Origin of the sequence: Pseudomonas sp. KBN10P06128 (genome assembly GCF_037574945.1) — a bacterium.
Classification (GTDB): Bacteria; Pseudomonadota; Gammaproteobacteria; order Pseudomonadales; family Pseudomonadaceae; genus Pseudomonas; species Pseudomonas aeruginosa.
In genome coordinates this window covers 1,041,164-1,060,312 of record NZ_JBBELR010000001.1, presented here as the reverse complement: position 1 = coordinate 1,060,312, position 19,149 = coordinate 1,041,164, and the positions used below count along the sequence as shown (strand labels likewise).

Annotated in this window: 16 protein-coding genes; 13 read left to right on the top strand and 3 right to left on the bottom strand. The window is 67.9% G+C overall.

The window, feature by feature from the left end; genetic code table 11:
• Positions 1 to 91: 91 nt before the first annotated feature.
• The gene (eatR, locus tag VQ065_RS04920) at positions 92 to 2,023 is read right to left on the bottom strand and encodes a sigma-54-dependent transcriptional regulator EatR (RefSeq protein WP_023098447.1); all 1,932 of its coding nucleotides are present in this window, start codon (positions 2,021 to 2,023) and stop codon (positions 92 to 94) included.
• 338 nt (positions 2,024 to 2,361) lie between these two features.
• On the opposite strand from eatR, the gene exaC reads away from it, so the two are divergent.
• The 6 genes from exaC to VQ065_RS04890 all read left to right on the top strand — a co-directional run bounded on the left by exaC (position 2,362) and on the right by VQ065_RS04890 (position 9,392).
• Positions 2,362 to 3,882, top strand: a complete 1,521-nt coding sequence (gene exaC, locus VQ065_RS04915; RefSeq protein ID WP_014604028.1) for an acetaldehyde dehydrogenase ExaC — start codon at positions 2,362 to 2,364, stop codon at positions 3,880 to 3,882.
• Positions 3,883 to 4,091: 209 nt separating this feature from the next.
• Complete coding sequence (gene eat / locus VQ065_RS04910; RefSeq protein ID WP_003093230.1) at positions 4,092 to 5,540, top strand: ethanolamine permease; 1,449 nt, start codon at positions 4,092 to 4,094, stop codon at positions 5,538 to 5,540.
• A gap of 58 nt (positions 5,541 to 5,598) precedes the next feature.
• Positions 5,599 to 6,993: an ethanolamine ammonia-lyase subunit EutB gene (locus VQ065_RS04905; protein WP_003093232.1), complete on the top strand. Its 1,395-nt coding sequence runs from the start codon at positions 5,599 to 5,601 to the stop codon at positions 6,991 to 6,993.
• Between the two features lie 10 nt (positions 6,994 to 7,003).
• A complete protein-coding gene (gene eutC / locus VQ065_RS04900; RefSeq protein WP_003110520.1) occupies positions 7,004 to 7,825 on the top strand; it encodes an ethanolamine ammonia-lyase subunit EutC in 822 nt (273 codons plus the stop codon).
• A 162-nt stretch (positions 7,826 to 7,987) separates the two neighbouring features.
• Positions 7,988 to 8,449: a GNAT family N-acetyltransferase gene (locus VQ065_RS04895; protein WP_003093235.1), complete on the top strand. Its 462-nt coding sequence runs from the start codon at positions 7,988 to 7,990 to the stop codon at positions 8,447 to 8,449.
• A 49-nt stretch (positions 8,450 to 8,498) separates the two neighbouring features.
• A complete protein-coding gene (locus VQ065_RS04890; protein WP_003093237.1) occupies positions 8,499 to 9,392 on the top strand; it encodes a substrate-binding periplasmic protein in 894 nt (297 codons plus the stop codon).
• Here VQ065_RS04890 and VQ065_RS04885 read toward each other — a convergent pair.
• A complete protein-coding gene (locus tag VQ065_RS04885) occupies positions 9,285 to 10,868 on the bottom strand; it encodes a protein kinase (protein ID WP_003093239.1) in 1,584 nt (527 codons plus the stop codon). The genes VQ065_RS04890 and VQ065_RS04885 overlap by 108 nt on opposite strands.
• 193 nt (positions 10,869 to 11,061) lie before the next feature.
• Here VQ065_RS04885 and VQ065_RS04880 point away from each other — a divergent pair, with 193 nt between their 5' ends.
• From VQ065_RS04880 to ppa, 3 genes are all read left to right on the top strand, one after another.
• Positions 11,062 to 11,727, top strand: coding sequence for a DedA family protein (locus tag VQ065_RS04880; RefSeq protein ID WP_003093241.1), 666 nt, complete (start codon positions 11,062 to 11,064; stop codon positions 11,725 to 11,727).
• A 2-nt stretch (positions 11,728 to 11,729) separates the two neighbouring features.
• On the top strand, positions 11,730 to 12,560 hold the full coding sequence (locus VQ065_RS04875; RefSeq protein WP_003093244.1) for a M90 family metallopeptidase: 831 nt from the start codon (positions 11,730 to 11,732) through the stop codon (positions 12,558 to 12,560).
• A gap of 79 nt (positions 12,561 to 12,639) precedes the next feature.
• A complete protein-coding gene (gene ppa / locus VQ065_RS04870; protein ID WP_003093248.1) occupies positions 12,640 to 13,167 on the top strand; it encodes an inorganic diphosphatase in 528 nt (175 codons plus the stop codon).
• A 91-nt stretch (positions 13,168 to 13,258) separates the two neighbouring features.
• On the opposite strand, the gene VQ065_RS04865 is transcribed toward ppa, so the two are convergent.
• Positions 13,259 to 13,975, bottom strand: a complete 717-nt coding sequence (locus tag VQ065_RS04865) for a response regulator transcription factor (protein ID WP_003093250.1) — start codon at positions 13,973 to 13,975, stop codon at positions 13,259 to 13,261.
• Between the two features lie 194 nt (positions 13,976 to 14,169).
• Here VQ065_RS04865 and mucE point away from each other — a divergent pair, with 194 nt between their 5' ends.
• From mucE to VQ065_RS04845, 4 genes are all read left to right on the top strand, one after another.
• Complete coding sequence (gene mucE, locus VQ065_RS04860; protein WP_003093256.1) at positions 14,170 to 14,439, top strand: mucoid induction factor MucE; 270 nt, start codon at positions 14,170 to 14,172, stop codon at positions 14,437 to 14,439.
• Positions 14,440 to 14,785: 346 nt separating this feature from the next.
• Positions 14,786 to 15,475: an aquaporin Z gene (gene aqpZ, locus VQ065_RS04855; RefSeq protein ID WP_003093258.1), complete on the top strand. Its 690-nt coding sequence runs from the start codon at positions 14,786 to 14,788 to the stop codon at positions 15,473 to 15,475.
• Positions 15,476 to 15,640: 165 nt separating this feature from the next.
• Positions 15,641 to 16,642 carry a FecR family protein gene (locus VQ065_RS04850; RefSeq protein ID WP_003110517.1) on the top strand — a complete coding sequence of 334 codons (1,002 nt, stop codon included), beginning with the start codon at positions 15,641 to 15,643 and terminating at the stop codon, positions 16,640 to 16,642.
• 18 nt (positions 16,643 to 16,660) lie between these two features.
• Positions 16,661 to 18,961 carry a CHASE2 domain-containing protein gene (locus tag VQ065_RS04845; RefSeq protein ID WP_003093262.1) on the top strand — a complete coding sequence of 767 codons (2,301 nt, stop codon included), beginning with the start codon at positions 16,661 to 16,663 and terminating at the stop codon, positions 18,959 to 18,961.
• Positions 18,962 to 19,149: the final 188 nt, after the last annotated feature.

Genomic DNA, 19,149 nt, shown 5'->3' with positions numbered 1-19,149 from the left:
GCCGGCCGCCCGGCGTCGCGGCATCAGACGACGCGGCGTCGGCGGGGTTCCCGCCGGCCTCGCGGCGGCCCGCCTGGAGACGTCCCGCCCGTCAGGCCTGGCCGCGCACCAGGCCGTGCCGGCGCAGCTTGCGATACAGGGTGTTGCGGCTGATCCCCAGTTGCTCGGCCACCCGGCTCACGTGCCAGCGCTGGCCGTCCAGCGCCGCCAGCAACGCGGCTCGCTCGGCGTCGTCCAGGCTGTTGCCCGCGGCCGGGGCGGGCGCCGCTGCGGCGGGCGGCAGCGCCGCCAGGGCCTGGCGGATATCCGCGGGCAGGTCGCGCAGGCCGACCCGGCCGTCCTCGCAGAGTGCCACCAGGGTCCGTAGCACCGTGCGCATCTGCCGGACGTTGCCCGGCCAGCGGTAGGCCAGCAGGCCCTGGCGAACCTCGCCGTCGAGCTGGATGCGCTGGCCCCTGGCTTCCTCGGCCAGCAGGTAGTCCAGCAGCTCCTCGCGGTCGCTGCGCTCGCGCAGCGGCGGCAGGCTCACGACCATGCCATTGAGGCGGTAGTAGAGATCCTCGCGGAAGCGTCCATCGGCGACCAGCTCGGCCAGGTCGCGGTGGGTAGCGCTGATCAGGCGCACGTCGACATCCTCTGGCTCGCCGCCCAGCGGTACTACCCGACGCTCTTCCAGCACCCGCAGCAGGCGGGTCTGCAAGGCCAGCGGCATGTCGCCGATCTCGTCGAGGAACAGGGTGCCGCCGTCAGCCTGCTGCAACTTGCCGCGCATGCCCTCCTTGCGCGCGCCGGTGAAGCTGCCGCCGCGATAACCGAACAGTTCGCTCTCGATCAGGGTTTCCGGGATCGCCGCGCAGTTCAGCGCGACGAACGCCTGTTCCGCGCGCGGGCCGGCCAGGTGCACGGCCTTGGCGAAGGCCTCCTTGCCGGAACCGGTCTCGCCGTTGAGCAGCAGCGGCACGTCGCGCGCGTAGACCTTCAGCGCCCGGCGGAAATCGGCGGCCAGCTCGGCGTCGCCCAGGCACAGGCCGGGCGCGGCAGGCGCCGGCTTCGCTGCCGTGGGCACCGCCAGGCCCTGGGGTATCACCCGCGGCGCGCCGCGCAGCATGGCGTACAGGGTCCGTCCCTCGCGGGTGCGCAGCGGCCAGCTGGCGCTGGGTTGCGGCGAGGCGCGACCGAGCAGGTCGTCGAGACGGCAATCGAAGAAGGTCTCCACCGGCTGGCCGAGCAGGCGCTGGCGCGGACAACCGAGCAGGTTCAGCGCGCTCTGGTTCACCGCGCGGATCCGCCCGTCTTCCTCGAAGGCCAGCAGCCCTTCGCTGAACAGGCCGACATAGTCGCCCTGGACATGGAAGCGCAGCAGCCAGGAGCCCTCGAAGCGACGGAGGAAATAGCAGCCCTCGATGATCTTCGCCGACAGGTTGACCAGCGCCATGGTGTGGAACTGGCTCTGCCGCGAGACTTCCTGGCGCGCCGAAGACACGTCGAGCACCGCCATCAGCTCGCCCTGCGGATCGAACACCGGGCTCGCCGAGCAGGTCAGGCCGGTGTGGCGGCTACGGAAGTGCTCTTCCTGCTGGATGGTCAGGGCCTGCCGCTCGACCACGCAGGTGCCGATGCCGTTGGTGCCTTCGCAGGGCTCGCTCCAGTCGGCGCCGAGCCAGAGGCCGGCGTGTTCGAAGGTCTGGCGCTGGGCGTCGGCGTTGACGCAATTGAGGATCACCCCGCGGGCATCGGTGAGCAGTACCGCGTGGTCGTTGCCGGAAAGCTGCTGGTAGAGGCTGTGCATCTCGCCATCGGCGATCTCCAGCACCTGTTGCAGGCGCTCGCGGCGTTCGAGCATGCGCGCGTGCTCCAGCACCATCGGCGCCATCGGCTGGCCGGGATCGAGATGGTGCTGTTCCAGGCAGCGCAGCCAGGAGCGGGCGATGGACGGATCGGTCGCAGGGCCGCCCGGCGGGATCTTGCCCTGGGCGACGGTCAGCACTTGCCGCGCGTGGCGGCTCATGGAACTGGCAGGCATTGTTATGGTTCTCCGCGAGGGACGGGCCGTCTCTTGCCTGGGCGCGGTGGATCGGTCCGCGACTCTCCGGACGGCTATCGGTGCAGCATCCAACAGGCCGGGGCGCAATGCAACGACGGACTGACCGATGAGTCATGCGCTGCGCCGAAAACGGTACAGAGTGTCACTCACGAGCGTCCCGCCCGCGTGACAGGGAGCGTTCGCAAGCCCCCCTGCGAAACCTCCAGGACGCTCTACTTCGAGCCTTTCGCCACTCTGGCCCGGCCCTTGCTCCAGGCTTACGACAAGCGCGACAGCGCGTCCTCCCCTAATAAGCACAAGAGCCAGGAGATACCATCATGCGTTACGCCCATCCCGGTAGCGAAGGCGCCATCGTTTCCTTCAAGGCCCGCTACGGCAACTACATCGGCGGCGAGTTCGTGCCTCCGGTCAAGGGCCAGTACTTCACCAACACCTCGCCGGTGAACGGCCAGCCGATCGCCGAGTTCCCCCGTTCCACCGCCGAGGACATCGACAAGGCCCTCGACGCCGCCCACGCCGCCGCCGAGGCCTGGGGCCGCACCTCGGTGCAGGAGCGTTCGAACATCCTGCTGAAGATCGCCGACCGCATCGAGCAGAACCTGGAACTGCTCGCCGTCACCGAGACCTGGGACAACGGCAAGGCCGTGCGCGAGACCCTCAACGCCGACATCCCCCTGGCCGCCGACCACTTCCGCTACTTCGCCGGCTGCATCCGCGCCCAGGAAGGCTCCGCCGCCGAGATCAACGACAGCACCGTGGCCTACCACATCCACGAGCCCTTGGGCGTGGTCGGGCAGATTATCCCGTGGAACTTCCCGCTGCTGATGGCCGCCTGGAAGCTGGCCCCGGCGCTGGCCGCCGGCAACTGCGTGGTGCTCAAGCCGGCCGAGCAGACCCCGCTGGGCATCTGCGTGCTGCTGGAACTCATCGGCGACCTGCTGCCGCCGGGCGTGCTCAACGTCGTCCAGGGCTTCGGCAGGGAGGCCGGCGAGGCCCTGGCCACCAGCAAGCGCATCGCCAAGATCGCCTTCACCGGTTCCACCCCGGTCGGCTCGCACATCCTCAAGTGTGCGGCGGAGAACATCATTCCCTCCACCGTCGAGCTGGGCGGCAAGAGCCCGAACATCTATTTCGAAGACATCATGCAGGCCGAGCCGGCGTTCATCGAGAAGGCCGCCGAGGGCCTGGTGCTGGCCTTCTTCAACCAGGGCGAGGTGTGCACCTGCCCGTCCCGCGCGCTGGTCCAGGAGTCGATCTACCCGGCGTTCATGGAGGAGGTGCTGAAAAAGGTCAGGGCGATCAAGCGCGGCGACCCGCTGGACACCGAGACCATGGTCGGCGCCCAGGCTTCCCAGCAGCAGTACGAGAAGATCCTCTCCTACCTCGACATCGCCCAGCAGGAAGGCGCCGAAGTGCTCACCGGCGGCAGCGTCGAGAAGCTCGAAGGCAACCTGGCCAGCGGCTACTACATCCAGCCGACCCTGCTCAAGGGACACAACAAGATGCGCGTGTTCCAGGAGGAAATCTTCGGCCCGGTGGTCGGCGTCACCACCTTCAAGGACGAAGCCGAGGCCCTGGCCATCGCCAACGACACCGAGTACGGCCTCGGCGCCGGCCTCTGGACCCGCGACATCAACCGCGCCTACCGCATGGGCCGCGGGATCAAGGCCGGTCGCGTGTGGACCAACTGCTACCACCTGTACCCGGCCCACGCCGCGTTCGGCGGCTACAAGAAGTCCGGCGTCGGTCGCGAGACGCACAAGATGATGCTCGACCACTACCAGCAGACCAAGAACCTGCTGGTGAGCTACGACATCAATCCGCTGGGCTTCTTCTAGTAGGACCCCGGACCGGCCGCGACCGCTCTTTCCCGGAGCGGTCGCGCCGGCTCGTGAAACACGCCGCCGAGGCTGACGGCGGCGCCCCTTCCACCTCCTCGCCAAGCCGATTACAGAGCGGCTGGCATAGCTATTGCCTGCGTTCACCACGTACAGCACACCACCGGGAAAACCGGGGTCGATAACAACAAGATTGAGGTGAAAAACCCATGTCCCTCGAACAAACCGGCCATGCGCCCGCAACTTCCGGGGTCGACTTCGAAAGCGTCGACGCCGACTACTTCCAACACCGTCAACTGAAGAAAGGCGCCGCCGGCTGGGTCCTGCTGGTCGGGCTCGGCGTCGCCTACGTGATCTCCGGCGACTACGCCGGCTGGAACTTCGGCCTGGCCCAGGGCGGCTGGGGCGGGATGTTCCTCGCCACCCTGCTGATGGCCACCATGTACCTGTGCATGTGCTTCTCGCTCGCCGAGCTGTCTTCGATGATCCCTACCGCCGGCGGCGGCTACGGCTTCGCCCGCAGCGCCTTCGGGCCCTGGGGCGGCTTCCTCACCGGCACCGCGATCCTCATCGAATACGCCATCGCCCCGGCGGCCATCGCCTGCTTCATCGGCGCCTACTGCGAGTCGCTGTTCGGCGTCGGCGGCTGGCTGATCTACCTGGTGTTCTACATCGTATTCATCGGCATCCACATCCTCGGCGCCGGCGAGGCGCTGAAGCTGATGTTCGTCATCACCGCGGTGGCGGCCATCGCCCTTGGCGTGTTCATTGTCGCGATGGTTCCGCACTTCGACTCGGCCAACCTGTTCAACATCCCGCAGACCGCGGCGACCGGCGCCAGCAGCTTCCTGCCGTTCGGCTATGTCGGGGTCTGGGCGGCGATCCCCTACGCGATCTGGTTCTTCCTCGCCGTCGAAGGCGTGCCGCTGGCCGCCGAGGAAACCAAGAACCCCAAGCGCGACCTGCCGCGCGGACTGATCGGCGCCATGTTGGTGCTTCTCGCCTTCGCCGCACTGATTCTGGTCGTCGGTCCCGGGGCCGCCGGAGCCAAGGAGCTGATGGGCTCGGGCAATCCGCTGGTGGAAGCGCTGGAGTCGGCCTACAAGGGTTCGACCTGGATGAGCCAGTTCGTCAACCTGGTCGGCCTGGCCGGGCTGATCGCCAGCTTCTTCTCGATCATCTATGCCTACTCGCGGCAGATCTTCGCCCTCTCCCGCGCCGGCTACTTGCCGCGCAGCCTCTCGCTGACCAACCGCAAGAAGGCGCCGGTACTGGCCCTGGTGGTGCCGGGGGTGATCGGCTTCGGCCTGTCGCTGACCGGCCAGGGCGACCTGCTGATCCTGGTCGCGGTGTTCGGCGCGACCATCTCCTACGTGCTGATGATGGCCGCGCACATCACCCTGCGCATCCGCCGCCCGGACATGCAGCGCCCCTACCGCACCCCTGGCGGCATCCTCACCTCCGGCGTAGCCCTGGCGCTGGCCTGCGTCGCGGTGGTCGCCGGCTTCCTGGTCGACCCGCGGGTCGTGGTCGGCGCGGTGGCGATCTACGCTGTACTGATCGGCTACTTCGCCCTGTACAGTCGGCATCACCTGGTGTCCGGCACCCCGGAAGAGGAGTTCGCCGCGATCCAGGCGGCGGAACAGGACCTGCGCTGAGAGCGACAACGACAAAGCCCGGCCCGCCGCATGGCGAGGCCGGGCACTGGAGACACACATGGCACGTTTCACCCATAGCGTCGGCGGCGAGACCTACCGCTTCGACAGCCTCAAGGACGTGATGGCCAAGGCCAGCCCCGCGCGCTCCGGCGATTTCCTCGCCGGCGTCGCGGCGAGCAACGACGGCGAGCGGGTCGCCGCGCAGATGGCCCTGGCCGACATCCCGCTCAAACACTTCCTCGACGAGGCGCTGATTCCCTACGAGGACGACGAGGTCACCCGCCTGATCATCGACACCCACCAGCGCGACGCCTTCGCCCCGGTGTCCCATCTCACCGTCGGCGGCTTCCGCGACTGGCTGCTCGGCGACGCCGCCGACGAGGCCAGCCTGCGCGCCCTGGCTCCGGGCCTGACGCCGGAAATGGCAGCGGCGGTATCGAAGATCATGCGTGTCCAGGACCTGGTCCTGGTGGCGCAGAAGATCCGCGTGGTCACCCGCTTCCGCAACACCCTCGGCCTTCGCGGCCGACTCTCCACCCGCCTGCAACCGAACCACCCGACCGACGACCCGGCCGGAATCGCCGCGAGCATCCTCGACGGCCTGCTGTTCGGCAATGGCGACGCGATGCTCGGGATCAATCCTGCCACCGACAGCATGGCCTCGATCTGCGCCCTGCTGGAGATGCTCGACGCGATCATCCAGCGCTACGAGATTCCCACCCAGGCCTGCGTGCTGACCCACGTCACCAGCTCCATCGAGGCGATCAACCGCGGCGTGCCGCTGGACCTGGTGTTCCAGTCGATCGCCGGCACCGAGGCGGCCAATGCCAGCTTCGGCATCAGCCTGAAGATCCTCCAGGAAGGCTACGAGGCCGGGCTCAGCCAGAAGCGCGGCACCCTCGGCAACAACCTGATGTACTTCGAGACCGGCCAGGGCAGCGCGCTCTCGGCCAACGCCCATCACGGCGTCGACCAGCAGACCTGCGAGACCCGCGCCTATGCGGTGGCTCGTCACTTCAAGCCGTTCCTGGTGAACACCGTGGTCGGCTTCATCGGTCCCGAGTACCTGTACAACGGCAAGCAGATCATCCGCGCCGGCCTGGAAGACCACTTCTGCGGCAAGCTGCTCGGCGTGCCGATGGGTTGCGACATCTGCTACACCAACCATGCCGAGGCCGACCAGGACGACATGGACATGCTCCTGACCCTGCTGGGCGTCGCCGGGATCAACTTCATCATGGGCATTCCCGGCTCCGACGACGTGATGCTCAACTACCAGACCACCTCCTTCCACGACGCCCTCTATGCGCGCCAGACGCTGGGCCTGAAGCCGGCGCCGGAATTCGAGGACTGGTTGCAGCGGATGGGAATCTTCACCCAGGCCGACGGGCGCATCCGCTTCGGCGACGAGCTACCGCCGGCGTTCCGCCAGGCCCTGGCGCAACTGGCCTGAGGAGATGCCGATGAACGACAAGCACCTGCCCGACGCCAGCGCCGAGAACCCCTGGCTGCCGCTGCGCCAGCTGACCCCCGCGCGGATCGCCCTGGGCCGCACCGGCACCAGCCTGCCGACCCGCCCGCAACTGGACTTCCAGTACGCCCACGCCCAGGCGCGCGACGCCGTGCACCTGCCCTTCGACCATGCGGCCATCAGCGACGGCCTGCGCCAGCGCGGCCGCGACAGCCTGCTGCTGCACAGCGCCGCCGCCGACCGCCACGTCTACCTGCAACGCCCGGACCTCGGCCGGCGCCTCGACGAGGCCTCGGTGCAACGCCTGCGCGAACACGCCGCCGGCTACGACGGGCAGATCGACCTGGCCATCGTGGTCGCCGACGGCCTCTCCGCGCTGGCCGTGCAGCGTCACACCCTGCCCTTCCTCGAACGCCTGGAGGAACAGGCGCTGGCCGAAGGCTGGTCGCTGTCGCCGGTGGTCCTGGTGGAGCAGGGACGGGTGGCGGTGGCCGACGAGATCGGCGAATTGCTGCGGGCGAAGATGAGCGTGATCCTGATCGGCGAGCGTCCCGGCCTCAGCTCGCCGGACAGCCTCGGCCTGTACTTCACCTGGGCCCCGCGGGTCGGTCTCACCGACGCCTATCGCAACTGCATCTCCAACGTCCGCCTGGAAGGCCTCAGCTACGGCATGGCCGCGCACCGCCTGCTCTACCTGATGCGCGAGGCCTGCCGGCGGCAGCTTTCCGGGGTCAACCTGAAGGACGAGGCGGAGGTCCAGGCTCTGGAAGGCGAGGCTCCGCGCACCGGCAACTTCCTCCTGGCGAGGGACTGAGCCTCCCGGCCGAAGGATGGGCCGGCGCGCGACGCCCCTCCTTCGACCGATTCAAACGTTCGCTTGGATTGCGCTTTCCAGGGAGATTGGGCAGCATCGAAGCGTTGCTGGCATGCAGCCTGCATCGTCCCGGCAGCCCCTTCCCGCAATGCGAGGCCCGTCATGCGAATCGTGCAAGCCACCCTCGAACACCTCGACCTGCTGGCGCCGCTGTTCGTCAAGTACCGCGAATTCTACGGCATGCTCTCCTACCCCGAGTCCTCGCGGAAATTCCTCGAGAAACGCCTGCGCCGCAAGGAGTCGGTGATCTACCTGGCGCTGGCCGACGAAGAAGACCGGCTGCTCGGTTTCTGCCAGCTCTATCCGAGCTTCTCCTCGCTGTCGCTCAAGCGCGTCTGGATCCTCAACGACATCTACGTCGCCGAGGAGGCGCGCCGGCAACTGGTCGCCGACCACCTGCTGCAACACGCCAAGCAGATGGCCCGGGAAACCCATGCGGTGCGCATGCGTGTCTCCACCAGCGTCGACAACGAGGTAGCGCAGAAAGTCTACGAGTCGATCGGCTTCCGCGAAGACCAGGAGTTCAAGAACTACACCCTGCCGATCAGCGACGAACTAAGCTGAAGACAAAGGCACGGCACTTCCCAACCGATCGCTCAGAGCAGAGGCATCCATGGGTTCGCGCACCTGGCACTGGCCCGGCGTCCTGCTCGGCCTGCTCCTCGCCACGGCCGGCGCGCAGGCCGACACCCTGCGCGTGGCGACCCTCGACTGGGCGCCCTACGTCGGCCCCGACCTGCCGGGCAAGGGCCTCGCCAGCCGCATCCTCGACGAAGCCCTGGCCCTCGACGGGCACCGCGCCGAACTGGTGTTCCTGCCCTGGCAACGCGCTCTGAAGGAAGCCGCCGAGGGGCGCTTCGACGCCCTCATGCCGGCCTACCTGTCGCCCGAGCGGCGCGAACTGTTCCACGCCACCATCCCCCTGCTCGACTCGCAACTGGGCTTCTTCCGCCAGCGCGAGCGCCTGCTGCCGGTCAATCCCGCGCATCTGGAAAGCCTGCGTCCGTACCGCATCGGCGTGGTCCGCGGCTACGTCAACCGGGAGGATTTCGACGCCGACCGCAGCCTGACCAAGGACGCGGTGACCAACGACTGGCAGAACCTCGAGAAGCTCCTGCGCGGGCGTATCGACCTGGCCGTGGTCGATCGCTACACCGGCTACCACCTGCTGGCGCGCAACGTGCCGGCGCTGAAGGATCGCCTGGTGTTCATCGAACCGCCGCTGGAGGTCAAGCCGCTCTATGTACTGGTGCCGAAAAGACACGCCCGCGGCGCCGCCCTTGCCGCCAGCCTCGACCGCAACCTGCGCCTGATGCGTCGCAGCGGCCGGCTGGAACAACTGATCGCCGAAGCGCACCTCGAACGCAGCGGACAGACCCGCACGCTGGCCGTCGATCCGTTAACCGGCCAGGCCGACCAGCAGCGCAGCCCCGGCCAGGAGCAGGACCAGGGCCAGCACGCCCCGTTGCAACCGGCGTGGCGCAAAGACCCGCTGGGGATGCGCTAGCGGCTTCTGCAAGGCCAGCCAGAATTCCGACAACGCTTCGAAGCGCGCCTCCGGACGCGGCGCCAGGGCCCGCGCCAATACACCGTCCCAGCCGACCGGCAGGTCCGCCTGACGCTCGCCCAGCGGCTCGTAGCGGCATCCGCCGTCGCTCTCCGGGCAAGCGATCGACGGCCAGCGACCACAGAGCAGCCAATAGAACAGCGCCGCCAGGGCGAACTGGTCGGCCCGGCCATCGAGCGCCTCGCCGCGACGCAACTCCGGCGCCAGCGGCACGCTGTCCGCAGGCAGCGCCTGGCGCGCCACCCCCGGCAGGATCGCCGCTGCCTCGGGGAGGAACAGCAGGCGCCCGCCCTCGTCCAGCAGGATCTGCCGCGGCGCCAGCCACAAGCCCTGTACACCGCGCCGCTGCAAGGCGCGAACCGCATCGATAAGTTGCTCCAGGAGGACCAGCGCGCATTGCGGTTCCAGCGGCAGGTGCGCTGGCGCCCAATCCAGCAGGCTGCGCATCGGCCAGCGCGGCGGAGCGAACAACTGGAAGGCATGACGACGCAACCGGGGCGACGACAATACTCGCGGCAGGCTCTCCGCACGGCAGCGCCGCAGTGCCCATTCGCGCTGCCAGAACGCTTCGTCGGCATCGGCCGCCGCGAGCAGCAGCAACGCCTCGCGTCCTTGCTCGTCGCAGGCGCGGAACAGCCGCCCGGGTGGGCCGAACGCGCAAGCCGCCTGCAAGGTCCAGCCATCCACGCAGTCGCCGGGGCACGCCGCGCCCAGCGCTGGCCAGCCGGTATGCCGTGGCGCCGCTGGGGCGCGCTCGAGCGCCCCCGGCAAGACCAGCGCCACCGCCCCCGGCGCATGCAGCAACGGCTGCAGCACGCCCTCCAGGCGCCCCGTGGTCAGCCCGGCACAACGTTCTCCGAGGGCGCGCAGGTCGGCCACTTCGAGCAACGGCTGGGGCGCCAGCACCAAGGGCTCGCCGGCCACCTGGGTCAGGTTGTGCTGGACCAGCGCCAGCTCCGCGCTGCTACCCAGCGGCTGGCCGCTCCCTCCCAGGCGCTGCAGGCTGCCCTGGCGATAACGCAGCAGGCCGACGGCGCCGCACTGGAGAAAGTGCACGCCCCCGGCATGGACCAGCAGCAACCCCGCCGCCAGCTCGAGCACGCCCGGCTCGCCTTCGCGGCGCCGGCGATACAGCTGCATGTTCAGCGAAGCCAGGACCTGCCGCGCCGCCTGCGCTTCCGGCCAACCCTCGGGGGTACAGGCGTAGTCGGCGAACAGTGCGTCGAGATGGCCTTCGATGGCCTGCACCACGTTGGCGCAACCGCGTCCCCAGAGCAGCGCCAGGAGAAACGCCGGAGCCCGTCCGGGGCGAGGCGCGAGCCATTCGGCGCGAACCCGCGCGGCCTGCCCCGGCAAGTCGCGCCCGGCGCCCAGGGCGAGACTGAGCGGTGGCTGGGCAAAAGGCTGGAGTGTCATCGCACGCCCTTCCCTGCTAGAAATTTCTCCTGTTCTTGCAGACTTTATGCCGACCAATTTCGGAAAAATTACCGAAACATCCTGCAATCAGTGGTTTTGCCGGGATCGCGACAAACAGCCCCCCACCCATCCGGACGCCCCCCTATAATGGCGGCCCTCTGCCGCTCAACGCGTTGTCTCCGCAGGTTGCTCAATGGACTTCAACCCAATCGATCTGATTCTCCACCTGGATACCTACCTGGCCATGCTGGTCAGCAACTATGGCGTCTGGATCTACGCCATCCTGTTCCTGGTGATCTTCTGTGAAACCGGCCTGGTGGTGACTCCGTTCCTCCCCGGCGACTCGCTGCTGTTCATCGCCGGCGCCATCTGCGCCACCGGCGGCATGGACCCATGGCTGCTCGGCGGGCTGCTGATGGTCGCGGCGATCACCGGCGACAGCACCAACTACGTGATCGGCCGGACCCTCGGCAAGCGGCTGTTCAGCAACCCCGACTCGAAGGTATTCCGCCGCGACTACCTCGACCGCACCCATGAGTTCTACGAACGCCACGGCGGCAAGACCGTGACCCTGGCGCGCTTCCTGCCCATCGTGCGGACCTTCGCGCCCTTCGTCGCCGGCATGGCGAAGATGCACTACCCGCGCTTCGTCATGTTCAGCGTGGTCGGCACCGTGGCCTGGGTCGGCGGCCTGGTGACCCTGGGCTACTTCTTCGGCAACGTGCCGTTCATCAAGAAGAACCTGTCGCTGCTGGTGATCGGCATCATCCTGCTGTCGCTGCTGCCGATGATCCTCGGCTTCATTCGCCATCGCCTGCAGGCGAGCGCCGCCAAACAGGCCAAGGCCCAGAGCGACTGAGCATGTGGTCGTTCCGCGCCTGGCGGCGCCGGCGCCTGCTGGCGCGCCACCCGGTGGCCGAAGAGCTCTGGCAGCGGGTACGCCGGCACCTGCCGATCCTCGACGGCCTGGACGCCGACGAGGACCGCCGCCTGCGCGAGCGGGCCGTGCTGTTTCTCGCCGACAAGCACCTGACCGCACTCGCCGGCGTCGATCTCGACGACTTCGGCCGCCTGCTGCTGGCGGCGCAGGCGCAACTGCCGCTGTTGCACCTGCCGGAGCTGAACTGGTACCAGGGCTTCCACGAGCTGGTGCTGTATCCCGACGATTTCGTCAGCCCGCAGAAACACCGCGACGCCAGCGGCGTAGTCCATGAGTTCGACGACGAACGCAGCGGCGAGACCTCCCTGCAAGGGCCGGTGGTCCTGGCCTGGCCCGGCGTCGTCGGCGGGGGTGGCTGGGATGCCTACAACCTGGTGATCCACGAACTGGCGCACAAGCTGGACATGCTCAACGGCGACGCCAACGGCCTGCCGCCGCTGCACGCCGGCATGCGCATCGGCGACTGGGCGAGCGCCATGCAGGCCGCCTACGACGAGATGAACGCCCTGCTCGACCGCGATCCCGACGCGCAGACCGCCATCGATCCCTATGCGGCGGAAGATCCGGCGGAGTTCTTCGCCGTTACCAGCGAGTATTTCTTCACCGCCCCGGATCTCCTCCACGAGGCCTACCCTGCGGTGTACCGGCAGCTCCAGCTGTTCTACCGCCAGGACCCGCTGCAACGCCTGCGCCGCCTGCAGGCCGAGCATCCGGACTACCGCGAGGCGGCGGGCGACACGACTAACGGCTGAATGCCGGTACATGGCATCGACAACCGAATATGCCTATAATCGCGGCCTCTTTTTTGGCCAGAAACCTCTGGAGTCACCCATGAGCTACAGCAAGATCCCGGCCGGCAAGGACCTGCCGAACGACATCTACGTCGCTATCGAGATTCCGGCCAACCATGCGCCGATCAAGTACGAGATCGACAAGGACACCGACTGCCTGTTCGTCGACCGTTTCATGGCCACCCCGATGTTCTACCCGGCCAACTACGGCTTCATCCCGAACACCCTGGCCGACGACGGTGACCCGCTGGACGTGCTGGTGGTGACCCCCTATCCGGTCGCTCCCGGTTCGGTGATCCGCGCGCGCCCGGTTGGCGTCCTGCACATGACCGACGAGGCAGGCGGCGACGCCAAGCTGATCGCCGTGCCGCACGACAAGCTGAGCGTCCTGTACAAGGACGTGAAGGAATACACCGACCTGCCGGCCCTGCTGCTGGAGCAGATCAAGCACTTCTTCGAGAACTACAAGGATCTCGAGAAAGGCAAGTGGGTCAAGGTCGAAGGCTGGGGCAACGCCGACGCCGCCCGCGCCGAGATCACCAAGGCCGTGGCCGCGTTCCAGAAGTAAGCGCGCCTCGCCGAAAAGAAGCCCCGCAGCCGCGGGGCTTTTTCATTCTCCCTCGCAGACCGCCAAGGTCGGTCTCGCCACCCCGCTCCGCTCAGTCGACCGTCGCCACGCTCTCCAACCGATATCCGTAGCCGTAGATGGTCAGCAACTGCCAACCACGCTCGGCGGTCAGGCCAAGCTTGTTGCGCAGGCGATAGATGTGGGTATCCAGCGGCCGCGAGGACAACACTTCCTCGTGGGGCCAGAAGCGCTCGTAGAGATATTCCCGCGATAACGGCCGTCCCAGGTTGGCGAACAGGCAGCGGGCCAGGCGGTATTCGCGCTCGGTCAGGCTGATCGGCGCGCCGGCCCGGGTCACGGTCAGCTCGGCATCGTCGAAGCTGAGGTCGTTGAAAGTCTGCACCTCATGCTGCGCGGGACGCGTTCCCCCGTGGCGACGCAGCACGGCGGCTACCCGCGCCTTCAGTTCGTTGGGCCGGAACGGCTTGCTGACATAGTCGTCGGCGCCGCTGTTCAACGCCTGCACGATGTCCTGTTCGGCGTCACGGCTGGTCAGCATGATCGCCGGCGGCGGCGCATCCAGGTGCTCGCGGCTCCAGCGCAGCAATTGCAGGCCGCTGAGGTCCGGCAACTGCCAGTCGAGGATCAGCAGGTCGAAGGTTTCCCGCTTGAGCTGCTTGAGCAGGTCCTCGCCACGGGCGAAACGGTGCACCGTCCAGGCCTGTTCGCCCTGCGCGGGTATCTGCTGCAAGGTCTGCTCGACCCGGTCCAGTTCGGCCGACTCGTCGTCCAGTATCGCGACACGCATAAAAGCTGGTCCTGTTCAATCGGGCTAACGCCCCTTTTTCGCTCCAGGAACGGCGAATTACGTACAAATCTGAAGAATTGTGACGAATCTCTCTGGTCGCGACCAGCCCTTGATAGCCTGATTCCAAATAGCCATTAAGCGGGACGAAGAGCCCGCGAGCCAGCGCCAGCCTGACCTATCAAGGAGTCGTAGCCATGGGTTTCCGGCCAGTTAGCCAACGTTTGCGTGACATCAACCTGCAGGCCCTCGGCAAGTTTTCCTGCCTTGCCCTGGTCCTCGGCCTGGAATCGGTGAGCCATCCGGCCGGTCCGGTCCAGGCCCCATCGTTCAGCCAGGGCACCGCCAGCCCGTCCTTCGCCACTCCGCTCGGCCTCGACGGCCCGGCCCGCGCCAGGGCCGAGATGTGGAACGTCGGCCTGTCCGGCGCCGTCAGCGTGCGTGACGAGTTGCGCTGGGTGTTTTGAACGCGACGAATCTGAAATAGCGCGGAAGAATCTGAAGAAATATGGCAAATCTCACAGCAGACAAATCGCGCTTGGTAGATTTCCAACCGCTGAGTAGGCCAAGGAGCAAATGGATTGCTCCGACACAGGGATGTGTAAACCCGCTCCGGCGGGCCGTGGAACGAGACCACTCGAACCACAGTCAGGGGTCGGTGACGGACGATCGCCCCAGGCAACCGAGCCAATCCCCCCAGGGCTGGCTTCGACACACGGATGTGTCATCTCCCCTTCCTTGTTCGAATCATCCCCTCCCGCTATCCGGACGCCTCGATCCGCGTCCCACCCTGGATCTGAAAAGGACCTCATCATGAAGCAATACGGAGCAGAGTTCTTCGGCACCTTCTGGCTGGTATTGGGCGGCTGCGGCAGCGCAATGCTCGCCGCCGGCGTACCGGAACTGGGAATCGGCTACCTCGGCGTGGCCCTGGCGTTCGGCCTCAGCGTGCTGACCATGGCCTATGCCATCGGCCCGATCTCCGGCGCCCACCTGAACCCCGCGGTATCGGTAGGCCTGTGGGTCGGCGGGCGCTTCCCGGCCAGCCAACTGCTGCCCTATGTCGTCGCCCAGGTCCTCGGTGGCCTCGCCGCCGGCGGCGTGCTGTACCTGATCGCCAGCGGCAAGGCCGGCTTCGACCTGGCCGCCGGCTTCGCCTCCAACGGCTACGGTGAACACTCGCCGGGCGGCTACTCGTTGCAAGCCGCGCTGGTCAGCGAAGTGGTACTTACCGGCATGTTCCTGCTGATCATCCTCGGCGCCACCTCCAAGCGCGCGCCGCAGGGATTCGCGCCGATCGCCATCGGCCTGACCCTGACCCTGATCCACCTGATCAGCATCCCGGTCACCAACACCTCGGTGAACCCGGCGCGCAGCACCGCGGTCGCCCTGTACGTCGGCGACTGGGCGGTTTCCCAGCTGTGGCTGTTCTGGGTCGCGCCGATTCTCGGTGCGGTACTCGGCGCCCTGGCCTATCGCCTGATCGGCGACAAGAACGACTGAACCGAAGCGCCTGGCCCAACCGCCAGGCGCTGCGGCCGAGGAAACGACAAGGGAGCCTGCGGGCTCCCGATGTCGTTGCAAGGATTGCGAAACCGGCGCCCGATCAGGCAGATTGCAGCCTGACCGGACCGCCAGCGATACCTGACCCGCCGCCCAGTGAAGCCTATGACAGCCCTCGCCCTTACTTCCCGATCCCTCTTTCCGGCTTGCGCCGCCCTGGCGCTGGGCGGACTGTTGACGCTGCTCGCCGGCTCCGTCGCGGCCGCGCCGGCCAAGACGAAACGGCCACCGTTCATCGAGCAGGGCGAAACGTGCCTGCCCCAGCCGCTCCCCGCCAGCGTGCTCTATCTCGCCGGCGACGCCTGGAAGCTCGACGCCAAGGGCAACCAGACGCCCCTGGAAGAAGGCATGGACATCGACGAACTGGAAGGCGTCAAGACCTCTCCGACCGCCTTCGTCAGCCTGCTGCTCGGCGACGGCAGCCGCATCGTCCTGCCCTCCAGCTCGGAAGTCACCCTGCACCTCGACGAGGACACCGGCATTCCGCAGATCGCCCTGCGCGCGGGGCAGGTCGAGTCCTATGTCCTGAAGAGAAAGAGCGATCACGACCGCTTCCAGGTGTTGACCCCGGTCGGCGTACTGGGCGTGCGCGGTACCCACTTCCGCGCCCGCACCGAAGACGGCCAGGCGCTGACCGAAGTGCTCGACGGGCGCGTCGCGGTGAACCGCGAGCTGACCAGCGACGACCTGCCGCTCAACGGCAGGCGCCCGGCCCGCAAGGCGGCGCAGGCCGAGCCGGACGAGGACGTGCTGGTCGACGCCCGCCGCGGCCTGAAGGTCAAGCCGCAGGGCAAGCTGACGCCGGTGGACCTGCTACCCGCCCCGCAATTGCGCGGCCAGGGCGGCGAGCACGGCGAGTCGCCGGTTTGGAAGCTCTATCTTGCCCCGCTGCACGGCGCCAAGCGCTACCGTGCCCAGGTAGCCAGCGATCCGGACTTCCTGCGCATCCAGCAGGAGCGTTTCTCGAGCACCCCGGAAGTCAGTTTCAGCGGACTCAAGGCGGCCTTCTACCACGTCCGTCTCTCGGCCTTCGACAACGACGGCCTGGAGGGCGAGACCAGCGTCTACGACATTCTCTACTACCCGCGAGGCGGCAGTGCCCGATAGGGCGCCGGGGCCTCGCCGATGAAGGCGCTCGACCGCCAGGACGAGCCCAGCCAGGCGCAGCGGCTGTTCCGCGGCCTGGTGCGCGAATGGCTGCTGGTCAGCCTGCTGCTCCTTCCGCTCACCGCCCTGCTTTCGCTGAGCAGCGGCCTGCCGCTGAACAACCTGCTCTACGACCGCCTGCGCAACCTCACCCCGCTGGCCGTCGATCCGCGCATCCTCGTCGTCGCCATCGACGACCGTAGCCTGGAAAGCCTCGGTCGTTGGCCCTGGCCGCGCAGCGTCCACGCCGAGCTGCTGGATCGCCTGGCCGCCGCCGGCGCACGCAGCGTACTGCTCGACGTGATCTTCAGCGAACCCTCCTCCAATCCGGACAGCGACCGCCAGTTGGCAAGATCGCTGTGCCGGGCCGGCAACGTCCTCCTGCCACTGCTGCGCGAAAGCGTGCCGCGCTACGGCGAACCGCCACGGGAGATACCGCCGACCGCGCCGCTGGCCGGCTGCGCCGCCGGCATCGGGCATATCAACGTCGAAGCGGACAGCGACGGCACGGTGCGCAGCGTCTACCTGCGCGAAGGACCGCTCGGCCAGCCGCGCCCGCTGCTCGCCTGGCAAGCATTCGCCGATGCCGGCGCCATGCCCATGCCCGGCCTCGACGACATGCGCAACCTGCCCGGCTGGCAGCGTGACCACGCCATCCGCATTCCCTTCATCGGTGCCGACGCGGGCTTCCCCAGCGTGCCCTACGTCAGCGTGTTGCGCGGCGAGGTGCCAGACAGCCTGCTGCGCGACCGCCTGGTCCTGGTCGGCGCCACCGCGCCGGGCCTCGGCGACCGCTATGTCACCCCGCTGTCGGCCAGCCTCGGCACCACGCCGGGGGTGGAGATCCAGGCCAACATCCTCAACGGGCTGTTGCAGCAGCGCACCGCCGTCGACCTGCAACCCTGGCTCGCCGCCCTGCTCTCCGCCGCCAGCGTAGCGCTGCTGCTCGGCCTGATGCTGTTCCGCTCGCGCCACGCCTTGCTCCTCACCCTGGCCTGCGCGGTCCTGGCCCTGGGTCTTTCCTGGGCGCTGCTGCTCAACGGCTGGTGGTGGTCGCCGCTGGCCAGCCTGGTCGGCCTGCTGCTGGCCTACCTGATCTGGAGCTGGCGCCGGCTGAACGCGGTGCTCGCCTACTTTGGCTGGGAACTGGCGCGTCTCGACCGCGAGCCCAAGGTGCTGCCCGAGCGGGCCAGCCCCCCACGCGCCGGCAACGATCCATTGCAGAACCGCATCGCCGCCCTGGAGCAGGCGGTCAGCCGCACCCGCGACAGCCGGCGGTTCATGGCCGACGGCCTGGAAGGCCTGCCGGTGGCGACCCTGATCTGCGACCCGCAGGGGCAGATCCTGCTGGCCAACCGCAAGGCACGCGACCTGTTCGGCGGCGAGCTGCGCGGCGCCGAACTGCGCCAGCGCCTGGCCGAACTCGGCCATCCGAGCCTCGCCGGTGGCGCCCGCCCAACGCTGGAAACCCTGGAAGCCATCGAGTTCCGCGACCACCGTGAACGCGACCTGCGCCTCGACCTGGCGCGCCTGCTGCCGGTCGAAAGCGAAACCGCCATCGGCTGGCTGGTGAGCCTGATCGACCTGAGCGCCGAACGCGATGCCGAGCGCCAGCGCGCCACCCTCCTGCGCTTCCTCTCCCATGACCTGCGCGCGCCGCACTCGGCGATCCTCGCCCTGCTCGACGTCCGCCCCGCCGAGGACGAAGCCGGCCAGCAGGTCTACCGACAGATAGAGCAGCAGGTCCGTCGCGCCCTGGGCCTGACCGACGCCTTCGTGCAACTGGCCAAGGCCGAATCCGACGCCTACCGCTTCGAAGCGTGCATGTTCACCATGTTGGCGATGGACGCCGCCGACCAGCTCTGGCCCCTCGCGCAACAGAAGGACATCGACCTGCGGCGCGACTGGGACGACGAGCAGGAACCGATGGTCTGGGCCGACCCCGGCCTGCTCACGCGCGCGCTGTTCAACCTGCTGGAGAATGCGGTCAAGTACAGCCCGGCGGGGACCGTCGTCAGCCTGAGCATCCGCCTCGAAGGCGACTGGCTGAGCTGCCGGATCGTCGACCAGGGCAAAGGTATCGCGGCCGCCGAACTACCGCGCCTGTTCAGCCAGTACCAGCGCTTCGCTTCCGCCGAGGGCAGCGCCGGCCTGGGCCTGGGGCTGGCCATGGTCAAGACGGTGATCGACCGGCACGGCGGCAGGATCGGTTGCCAGAGCCAGGTTGGCCAGGGCACCACTTTCGAGATTCGCCTTCCGCTGCTGAAAGGCGAGGAATAACCGCTACTGGCGGAAGTCGGGTCTTCCTCCAACTTGCATTGGTCTCGAAGTCCGGAATATCCAGGCGGCCGGGCTATTCCGCTTCCCGTCTATCGAAACGGCAACTGCCTTCCCTCGTGAAACTCCGCAGGGGGAATCGACGCGTCCCCAACATAGGCACCAGCGAGCGCGACATGGCCGCGTTCCCG

Excerpts from the sequence above, each read along its gene's own strand:
- eatR (WP_023098447.1), bottom strand. The coding sequence starts at position 2,023 with ATGCCTGCCAGTTCCATGAGCCGCCACGCGCGGCAAGTGCTGACCGTC.
- VQ065_RS04875 (WP_003093244.1), top strand. The coding sequence starts at position 11,730 with ATGTGGTCGTTCCGCGCCTGGCGGCGCCGGCGCCTGCTGGCGCGCCAC.
- eat (WP_003093230.1), top strand. The coding sequence starts at position 4,092 with ATGTCCCTCGAACAAACCGGCCATGCGCCCGCAACTTCCGGGGTCGAC.
- VQ065_RS04890 (WP_003093237.1), top strand. The coding sequence starts at position 8,499 with ATGGGTTCGCGCACCTGGCACTGGCCCGGCGTCCTGCTCGGCCTGCTC.
- mucE (WP_003093256.1), top strand. The coding sequence starts at position 14,170 with ATGGGTTTCCGGCCAGTTAGCCAACGTTTGCGTGACATCAACCTGCAG.
- VQ065_RS04895 (WP_003093235.1), top strand. The coding sequence starts at position 7,988 with ATGCGAATCGTGCAAGCCACCCTCGAACACCTCGACCTGCTGGCGCCG.
- exaC (WP_014604028.1), top strand. The coding sequence starts at position 2,362 with ATGCGTTACGCCCATCCCGGTAGCGAAGGCGCCATCGTTTCCTTCAAG.
- ppa (WP_003093248.1), top strand. The coding sequence starts at position 12,640 with ATGAGCTACAGCAAGATCCCGGCCGGCAAGGACCTGCCGAACGACATC.
- VQ065_RS04885 (WP_003093239.1), bottom strand. The coding sequence starts at position 10,868 with ATGACACTCCAGCCTTTTGCCCAGCCACCGCTCAGTCTCGCCCTGGGC.
- eutC (WP_003110520.1), top strand. The coding sequence starts at position 7,004 with ATGAACGACAAGCACCTGCCCGACGCCAGCGCCGAGAACCCCTGGCTG.
- VQ065_RS04865 (WP_003093250.1), bottom strand. The coding sequence starts at position 13,975 with ATGCGTGTCGCGATACTGGACGACGAGTCGGCCGAACTGGACCGGGTC.
- VQ065_RS04905 (WP_003093232.1), top strand. The coding sequence starts at position 5,599 with ATGGCACGTTTCACCCATAGCGTCGGCGGCGAGACCTACCGCTTCGAC.
- VQ065_RS04845 (WP_003093262.1), top strand. The coding sequence starts at position 16,661 with ATGAAGGCGCTCGACCGCCAGGACGAGCCCAGCCAGGCGCAGCGGCTG.
- VQ065_RS04880 (WP_003093241.1), top strand. The coding sequence starts at position 11,062 with ATGGACTTCAACCCAATCGATCTGATTCTCCACCTGGATACCTACCTG.
- aqpZ (WP_003093258.1), top strand. The coding sequence starts at position 14,786 with ATGAAGCAATACGGAGCAGAGTTCTTCGGCACCTTCTGGCTGGTATTG.
- VQ065_RS04850 (WP_003110517.1), top strand. The coding sequence starts at position 15,641 with ATGACAGCCCTCGCCCTTACTTCCCGATCCCTCTTTCCGGCTTGCGCC.